We start from the raw sequence: 8,259 nt of genomic DNA on the forward strand, positions 1-8,259 counted from the left end.
TATTTCCCACACGATTTATTATAGAGCCACTTTTTCGTGACTAAGATCAGTCTATTTATTTACCTAAAGTGCGCTTGGCTGTTTCGTAAGTTTGTTCCATCAACATGGTAATCGTCATCGGTCCAACACCACCTGGTACTGGCGTAATCAAACTAGCGATTGGGTCAACTTCGTCAAATTTAACGTCACCAATCAATTTACCATTCTCATCACGGTTCATACCGACATCAATCACGACAGCGCCTGGCTTGACAAAATCAGCTGTTACAAAATTTCCCATACCGATCGCGACAACTAGGATATCAGCTTGTTTGGCTAGGTCAGCAAGATTTTTAGTCCGTGAATGTGCGATTGTCACCGTCGCATGTCTATCTAATAGCATTTGTGCCATCGGTTTACCGACGATATTTGATCGACCGATAACAAGCGCAGTTTTACCCGCTATGTCAACACCATATTCATCTAACATGACCATGATCCCAGCAGGTGTTGAAGGCATCATGACAGGGCTGCCTGACCATAACAAGCCCATATTAGTAGGGTGGAAGCCATCAACATCCTTTTCAGGATCAATGGCAAGTAAGACTTTTCCTTCAGAGATATGAGCTGGTAGTGGTAATTGCACCAAAATACCATGCCACTGGCTATCCTGATTGAGCTGTTCAATCAGGGCTAATAAGTCTTTTTCACTTGTTTCCTCAGATAAGCGAATAATTTCTGATTTGAATCCAGCAGCTAGTGCACGACGTTCTTTATTTCTAACATAGACTTGGCTGGCTGGGTTTTCCCCAACTAGCACAACGACCAAACCAGGTGTTACCCCTTTTGCTTTTAAGGCGTCAACCTTATCTTTTAAGGCAATTGCCATCTTGTCTGCTAACGCTTTACCATCAATTAAAGTCATTGTCTTCTCCATTTTTCATGCATCACTAATCAGTCGTTTATCACGAGCTGAAAACAAAAATCTGCGCGTCTCAAAATTTAGCTGGCTATGCCTACTAATCAGTTTTTAAACTATCCAGCAGTTAACAACATCGCTGTCAACTGCTAAATAATCAAGGTTCTGCTAACCCATCTGGGTAAATCCGTTTGATCCGATCACTTAGCAAACAAACCACTTCATAATTAATCGTGCCACGATAAGCAGCGACATCATCCACTGTAATCGTCTCTTGATCATCCTGACCAATCAAGGTCACTTTTGTACCGATGGGTAACTTCTCATCTAGCGCGATGGTTATCTGGTCCATAGAAATACGACCAACAATCGGGCATCTCTTGCCTGCAACTAAGACATAAAAACCGGTCATGTTACGCGTCCAGCCATCAGCATACCCGATGGGAACTGTGCCGATGATGGTCTCTTGAACTGCGACAAACTCAGCACCGTAGCCGACAGTATCCCCTTTTGCAATGCGTTTAACATGCGTCAATTCAGAAATCAATTCTAAAGCCGGCGTAATATCATAGGGCATGTCGAGCACTTTACCACTTGGGTTTAAGCCGTACATGACATCACCCAAACGTTCGATATCTTGCACTGTCTCTTTATGCCAGATGCCTGCAGCTGAATTACTGGAATGCACATAGGCTGGGCGACGTATCAGGTTAGCGACAATCGTCTCAAATTTTTCTTTTTGGTCAATAAATTTATCTTGTGAAACTTCATCTGCCGTTGCGAAATGGGTAAAAACACCAGCAAAGTCTGCACCAAGTTCATCTGCTAGGGCAATGATTTGATTGGCTTCCTCAGCTGTGGTCACACCAATGCGCCCCATACCAGAGTCCACTTTAATATGAAATCTCAAGTGTTCACAGTCTACATCTTTAAGATGCTGAGAGACCAACTTAAACCAGTCCAGTGAAGGGACTGTTACGATCAAGCGTAAATTGACCGCAATATGAATATCTTCTGGTACGATACCACTTAAGACCAGGATAGGTTTGACTGTTCCATGACTGCGAAGCTCGATTGCTTCATCGAGGTTAGACACACAAAAGCCTGCCACTAGCTCATCGATACTTTGTGAGACACTAATCGCACCATGTCCATAGGCATTTGCTTTGACAACTGCCCAGACCTCTGTTTGTTTGCCAACATGCGCTTTAAATTGTTTAATATTATCTTGAATTGCAGTAAGACTGATAATCGCCCGAGTCGGGCGATGGGTACTTGGTTTCATTATTTATTCACGACTTTCTAGAATAACAAACGCAACAGCTTCCAAATTGCTATGACTAATTGAAATATGTGCAACCCCTCTATCAGAAAAAGGATGTCTGATAAATTTTGGTGCACCTAACTGATTGGGTAGGACTTCCAAATCTTGAAAAGAAACGTGGCCACCTATACCAGTACCGTATGCCTTAGCATAGGCTTCTTTGGCTGCCCATCTACCACCTAAAAATTCAATTTGTCTGCGACCTGACAAGGTCATAAACTTAGCTAATTCTTTATCTGTCAGCACACGTTTTGCAAACCTAGCATTTCTTGCTAAGGCGGTTTCAATTCGTGAGAGTTCTATATTATCTACACCATTGCCATAAATCATATGTTTATTATAACAAAAAAATCCCTGATCATGGGATTTTTTAGCGGAACTTACTTAGCTAACTCATAAATGGCTGCAGCGCGTAGTAAAACGTCAACTGGGAAGTAGCTTTATCTACAAGCTGTTTAAATCAATTCATCGAGATCATCAGAAAGAATAAATTATTTTACGATTTGTATTTGTTTTTTTAACTTGCTCATTTAAATCCTAAGACAATTTAGTATTAACATGTTTGTAATCTATAATAATCTAGATAAAAAAACTAACAGTGCCATAACAATTATTGAAGCTACAATGAAGACCATTACAGAGATAAGTTGAGACCATACATTGTAGCGACTCTCTGGTTCCGAATCTTTTCGTCGCCATTTCCCACCATATCTTCCTTTTGCTACCCATTCAAAATCAGGATCGTCATATTGCAAATTTCGTGCGCCTCGGTAATCAACAGGTTCCTCGTAAGTTTTCTGTATATCCCTAAATAGTTTATCTACATTTGGTATTACATCATTTCTATGATATTTCTCTAGATCTCTTAAATCCAACGAAAGGGTATTAACTACTTTTTTAAAACTCTCTATCACATTAAAAGATATCATGGCACGATTTAGAATTTCACGTTCTTTAACAGAGACAGAACTACTTAAACTTAGTAATTCTTTTACTTATAGAAAAAGATATTATATCGGAAAATTACATGTAGACAAACTCTACAATACAACCTAAAATAGTATTACTGATCTGTAGTCAAATTGTACTGTGAAATAACCTCTTCCGCAGTGTCTGGCAACTTAACATCTGATATTTCAAAATTGGTTGACGGTCTCCCTTTCAAGTTAGAGGAGTTTATTCTGTAACTACCTTTATATTTCTGAAGTGCATCTCCCCCACCTTTATTTGGTTCAAATTCTTTTTCTTCTTTCGACATAAAATCACCTATTTCTCCTTTTGAACCTTTTTTAACCTCAATATCTGAATCAAATGATAAAATCTGGTAGGATTGATAAGAAGTTTGAATGAAATTATCTCCTTCTTTTGTGTAGGTACCAGTTATTAACGCAATTACTTTATTATCCTGATCTTCTTCATAATATTCTTTAGATAGATGCGCATTGTCACTTAATTTAATAAAATTCTGTTCATCTATCAGTCTGATTAACTCAAAAGGTATACTCTCTCTTTTTTCACCAGGTTTAACCCAATCAAATTTATATGTTTCTCCAACTTTGATATGTGTTACTTTATTACTTTTTAATACCTGACTGATTCCAGACTTAATTTGTGAATAGGAGAAGATACAAATTAAAGTGCTAATAAGTAGTGTTAATATAAGCGTTAACTTCATAGGTCGTGACTTTAAGATATTTTTCATTTGCTATTCCCTCTCAAGTCATCTAAATTAGTTTTATATTTGTTGAAAATGCTGTATTCCTCCTTGGATTTTTGTCTAACATCCGATTCGTATTTGTTTTTAAATTCTACGTCTAACGCATCATGAAGGTCTCCTCCACTATTTTTAAATTTATCATTATCAAACTTAGGTGTCGCATAATTAGCTGAATCGGTATTTGCTATATTCTGATAACTACCTTCATAAAGATTGGCATCAGACTTATAAAGTCTCGTCCCTTTGTCAACTTGTAACTCATTCCACATACTAACGGTCTGTTTCCCACCATTAGTGAAAATAATCTCCACATGATCCGCAGTGATTTTTTCATTTTTAGGAGCAGGTATTTTAATATCATTCTCAGACGTCCTGTTATGATAGCCCGCTTGTGGGTTACCAGGTGTTATACCTATATCGTCTAGAAATTGTAAATAAGTAGACGCTTTTGTCTGACCTTTAGGCACAGGCATATTATTGATATAATCGATTACTGGTTTATCTAGCCAATAACGCATCTGATGGTCAATTGTCTTGTCTACTTCTGAATAGTTTGCTGCTTTCAATAAGCTACCTTTATACTTATCCTGTATCATATAAGAATAGTTTTTGGTAAATTCAAAGTATTGGGCGACATCTTTCTTTTCAGTAGGAAACTTGTACTTCCCAGAGGAGATAGTTTCTAGTTGTAAAAAATTATTCGTATCAACTTTTGCTCCTAGAACATGATGGACCATATCTAGTGTATCTTTAGATCTGGTTTTACTGCTAGAAGGATAAGCATTGTTTACCACAAAACTAAACACATCTGAACCGACAATATGTAAACGTGAATAGGCTGTATCAAGTGCTTTAATTGGGTCCTTCTTAGTAGCAACATTTTTGTTTACATACTTCAGATAGCTACTAACACCAGCTTTACCCCAATGTTCTTATTTCAGACCTCTTTTACTAAGTAATTTACCCGTTAGAAAATCAAAATCATAACTCATACCAAAAAAGGTATTCGCGCTGAATTTATTGTCTAAAACAAATATTCCAGTATAAATACTATTTGCAAAGTAGTTGTACCCTTGTTCTTCTGGTTTAATATCAAACGCAACTAAAGGACTTTCAATTCTCCAAATAATCTTACCAAATTCATTAACTCCATATATATTATCAACTTCTTCAACTTCATTTGGAATATTTAATAATACTACATAAATTCCAGATTGATATTTAACATCATCAATATCATATTCAAAAGAACATTCATTTTTATCGATAAATAATTTTTTCTCAACTACTTTATACATTTTATAATTCTCATTTCTATTTTATAGTTCTAGGATTAATGAATTCTCCCATTCGTTTTCCATTTAAATCAAATTGTATTCCACCACCTTTATGACCAAAAGCTTCATTTGCAACACCTTGCCGAACCTTAGCTCCCTTAGGTAGTATAACATCTACTTCATTTGTTGGCTTATATGGTAAAGCAAATTTACTTTGTATCTGTTCTGGGGTCAATGTCTCAATATCTTTTCTTAGCATAACCCATCCCCCTGCAGGAGTTGTTTTTCCTTCAGTATAAACTCTAACAAATTCTCCAACTTTTGAAGTTTCCGTAAGCTCAATTTCATTAACTAGTGTACCTGGCTTATAAGGAGGTTGAAAATCTTTAGGAAAACTAGAATTAACTTTCTCAGCATCAGTTCTCTTTATAACATTTGCACTTCCAATTTTCGATAATTCATCAGCATTTCTAATATTTTTCGCAACACCTTTTGTAGCAGATTCTCCAAAGTATCCAGCATCTTGCAATATCCTTAAATCTTTTGCGGATAGATCTACCCCTTTTAAGAGTTTGTTTCCTGCTTTTAATTCTTTAGCAATTTTACTTAACTTTGAAACAGGAAATGCAGCTAAAGCTAACCAAGCAGCAGATTCTAACTTATTCTTTTTGCTTCCAGATAACCAATCCTTACCAGTTGCTAAGCTGTAGATATCATTGAAAAAGACAAAATCTCCCATGGTAGAAAATTATCAAGAAATTCTTGGTTTTTCCTCATCCAATCGGAAGACTCTGTTTTCCTTTATCCATTTACTTATTAACGCTTGTTCTGAAATATTTAAAATAATTCATTCACTAAGAAAAGCTTGATAGTTTAATTCTTCATTATCAACCAAACCTAATTGAAAAATACTTTCAATATCCGAATGATTAAACAAATAAAGGTTTTCTGAAGATTGATACCCTTCTGGAAATAAAACGCCCACATAATCGAATGCTTTCTTCGTTTCACTTGAAATCTGTCTTCGTCCAATAATTATCAGTCTTTTTTCTCCACCCTCAAGCAAAATTACGCTACCTAAAGCCAAATAGTTTAATTTTTGTTCTTTATTACTCATTTATATTTTCTTCCTTTCTTTGCTTCATAATTTTCCTTCCACGTATAATAACAGTAGTACCGAAAATAGGACCTGATACTAACCAAATGCCACTCAAAGCACCACTTATAACTTTTTGGAATAAGGATAGGCTCACATCACTGCTTAAATAATTATGGAATATCCACTGTGTTAGGAAGAAAACTATAAGATATAAAAACGAGAGCTTCGTTAAATGTTTTTCATATTTATCTGCAATAATTAATTTCATAATTCACCTTCCAATACTGTTTATAAAGTTCAAAAAAATAGTTAAAAATAGGGAAGCTAATAGCCAAAGAAAAAATATATTTACAGTTATAAAAAGTAATCGTTTCATTTCTACACGTTCGTTACCATTTTTTGAATCATCACCTATATAAAAATCAACATACAAGTTAAATAGTTTTTTAATCATAATAACCTCCTACTTTACTTTAAAGTTAACCCCTGCGCCAGGTCCTAAACCCAATTTAAATCCAACTGAAAATCCATCTTTTTTTGATGAAGACAAATGTCCGCTTGCTCCAGCAGATATACTTACACTTCCTCCAATTGTTACTTTTTTACCTATGAATGGAATCTTCAAATTGATAGCGCCACTGCCTTCCACAGCAGTTAAAGTAGCAGAACCCCCAACATTTATTTCCCCACTACCATTTGCCCCTTTGTAAAATGAAAAATCACTTTTACTAAAGTCTGCTTTTGTATTTATTGTAGCTGGAAGAACGGGCATTCGGAACTCATTTAAATTTAACGATACGAGTGATGAAGAACCTCCCCAATTTGTTCCTACATGTATATTTTCTCCTGAAGTAGACGTCCCTTTACTAAATTTTGTATTTGATACAATTGAGTGCTTCCCGTTGACAATACTATTTGTATTTTGAAGCTTAAGAATCTCAATAGAACCGTAGTTTCCAGTTATTTTTTTTGCAGTAAAATCCTTCAGTTTATCGCTTCCCTTACCTTTAGGGGCATTTCCTAAATAAGCATTTGTGAGCTTTACTTTCTTTTTGATTTTATCTAACTCATTTTTATTTTTCCCTATTTTTTGAAATTGAAGATAAAGTTTTTCTGCTTCTTTAATTGAGATTGACATACTGGAGCTAAGATTTTTAATAGCTTCAATAGCGGCGGGTTCTTTTTTATATTTTTTAATCAATTCACTTTCTGTAGAAAGGATTGAACTAAATTTCTCAGCCTGAAGTTTTGTAAACCAAGACATGTCTGCGCCAGCAGGAAAAGAAATCGTACCGTCACTGCTTGATGTTGACTGATTGATCAAATCAACCCCTTTTAAAACGTATTTAAAGGCTTGAAGGCTATCTGTAAAGAGGGAATTTGTACTACTCGAAAAAGTTTGAAGTGCCAGCAATTTTTTTTCGTAGTCATGCTTGAGTTGCTTTAAATTATCTAGCTGTCTGTCAAGTCCAGGTAATTCCGCAAGTCCATTTGCCACACCTTCAAATCCACTAGACATAAATTTTTGTATGACTTGTCTATCTGCTGCTATTTTTTGTTCAACCAACTGAATCAGCCGATTTGTATTTGCCAGTTTTTCATTCAGTTTTTCCTCATCCAGATGTGAACTTAAATACCGAACTTCTTGTTCTGCTGTTTTATAACTCGCTAAATCACCTTTAATATCTGTAATAGCCGATGCTAATTTTTGAATCATTGGCGATATATAGGTTTGAAAAAGACTCTGGCCTGCTCGATAAGCTGCGCCAGATAATGCGCCAGAATCGATAACCGAATTAAGATGTTGCGTACCTTGGTTGATGCTATCAAGTACGGCTGTGGCACTTCCTAAATTTTCAGAAAGTGACTGAATTAATAGGTCTGAATCACCACTATCATAAATTACCATGCTAAATTATTCCTTTCTTGATAGAGTTTTTCTAA

11 protein-coding genes are annotated in these 8,259 nt (G+C 35.7%); all 11 read right to left on the reverse strand.

Translation table 11 applies throughout. From position 1 onward, the window contains the following. Positions 1-55: 55 nt before the first annotated feature. Positions 56-904, reverse strand: a complete 849-nt coding sequence (locus RU86_RS11260) for a bifunctional methylenetetrahydrofolate dehydrogenase/methenyltetrahydrofolate cyclohydrolase (protein ID WP_096815384.1) — start codon at positions 902-904, stop codon at positions 56-58. 151 nt (positions 905-1,055) lie between these two features. Beyond that, positions 1,056-2,183 carry an alanine racemase gene (gene alr / locus RU86_RS11265; protein WP_096815385.1) on the reverse strand — a complete coding sequence of 376 codons (1,128 nt, stop codon included), beginning with the start codon at positions 2,181-2,183 and terminating at the stop codon, positions 1,056-1,058. 3 nt (positions 2,184-2,186) lie between these two features. Next, entirely contained in the window at positions 2,187-2,552 is a 366-nt protein-coding gene (gene acpS / locus RU86_RS11270) for a holo-ACP synthase (protein WP_096815386.1), read from the reverse strand. A 733-nt stretch (positions 2,553-3,285) separates the two neighbouring features. Next, positions 3,286-3,924, reverse strand: coding sequence for a hypothetical protein (locus tag RU86_RS11280; RefSeq protein ID WP_096815388.1), 639 nt, complete (start codon positions 3,922-3,924; stop codon positions 3,286-3,288). Next, entirely contained in the window at positions 3,921-4,745 is an 825-nt protein-coding gene (locus RU86_RS11285) for a DUF3114 domain-containing protein (protein WP_281252135.1), read from the reverse strand. Before RU86_RS11285 ends, RU86_RS11280 begins: the two co-directional genes overlap by 4 nt. Before the next feature lie 126 nt (positions 4,746-4,871). After that, the gene (locus tag RU86_RS11290; protein ID WP_096815390.1) at positions 4,872-5,237 is read right to left on the reverse strand and encodes a DUF7957 family protein; all 366 of its coding nucleotides are present in this window, start codon (positions 5,235-5,237) and stop codon (positions 4,872-4,874) included. A 16-nt stretch (positions 5,238-5,253) separates the two neighbouring features. Then, entirely contained in the window at positions 5,254-5,955 is a 702-nt protein-coding gene (locus RU86_RS11295; RefSeq protein ID WP_096815391.1) for a hypothetical protein, read from the reverse strand. Positions 5,956-6,063: 108 nt separating this feature from the next. After that, positions 6,064-6,333, reverse strand: coding sequence for a DUF4176 domain-containing protein (locus RU86_RS11300; protein WP_096815392.1), 270 nt, complete (start codon positions 6,331-6,333; stop codon positions 6,064-6,066). Next, positions 6,326-6,583 (reverse strand): hypothetical protein, encoded by a 258-nt coding sequence (locus RU86_RS11305; RefSeq protein ID WP_096815393.1) that lies wholly within the window; start codon positions 6,581-6,583, stop codon positions 6,326-6,328. The genes RU86_RS11300 and RU86_RS11305 overlap by 8 nt, the downstream gene beginning before the upstream one ends. A gap of 3 nt (positions 6,584-6,586) precedes the next feature. Further along, positions 6,587-6,769, reverse strand: a complete 183-nt coding sequence (locus tag RU86_RS11310) for a hypothetical protein (protein WP_096815394.1) — start codon at positions 6,767-6,769, stop codon at positions 6,587-6,589. A 9-nt stretch (positions 6,770-6,778) separates the two neighbouring features. Continuing rightward, on the reverse strand, positions 6,779-8,224 hold the full coding sequence (locus tag RU86_RS11315) for a hypothetical protein (protein ID WP_096815395.1): 1,446 nt from the start codon (positions 8,222-8,224) through the stop codon (positions 6,779-6,781). Between the last annotated feature and the right edge of the window lie 35 nt (positions 8,225-8,259).

It is taken from the genome of Pseudolactococcus piscium (assembly GCF_002441695.1).
Taxonomy (GTDB): Bacteria; Bacillota; Bacilli; order Lactobacillales; family Streptococcaceae; genus Pseudolactococcus; species Pseudolactococcus piscium.

Bases quoted from the DNA above. Each gene is read 5' to 3' on its own strand.
- acpS (WP_096815386.1), bottom strand. From the start codon at position 2,552: ATGATTTATGGCAATGGTGTAGATAATATAGAACTCTCACGAATTGAA.
- RU86_RS11300 (WP_096815392.1), bottom strand. From the start codon at position 6,333: ATGAGTAATAAAGAACAAAAATTAAACTATTTGGCTTTAGGTAGCGTA.
- RU86_RS11260 (WP_096815384.1), bottom strand. From the start codon at position 904: ATGACTTTAATTGATGGTAAAGCGTTAGCAGACAAGATGGCAATTGCC.
- RU86_RS11315 (WP_096815395.1), bottom strand. From the start codon at position 8,224: ATGGTAATTTATGATAGTGGTGATTCAGACCTATTAATTCAGTCACTT.
- RU86_RS11310 (WP_096815394.1), bottom strand. From the start codon at position 6,769: ATGATTAAAAAACTATTTAACTTGTATGTTGATTTTTATATAGGTGAT.
- RU86_RS11280 (WP_096815388.1), bottom strand. From the start codon at position 3,924: ATGAAAAATATCTTAAAGTCACGACCTATGAAGTTAACGCTTATATTA.
- RU86_RS11295 (WP_096815391.1), bottom strand. From the start codon at position 5,955: ATGGGAGATTTTGTCTTTTTCAATGATATCTACAGCTTAGCAACTGGT.
- RU86_RS11305 (WP_096815393.1), bottom strand. From the start codon at position 6,583: ATGAAATTAATTATTGCAGATAAATATGAAAAACATTTAACGAAGCTC.
- alr (WP_096815385.1), bottom strand. From the start codon at position 2,183: ATGAAACCAAGTACCCATCGCCCGACTCGGGCGATTATCAGTCTTACT.
- RU86_RS11290 (WP_096815390.1), bottom strand. From the start codon at position 5,237: ATGTATAAAGTAGTTGAGAAAAAATTATTTATCGATAAAAATGAATGT.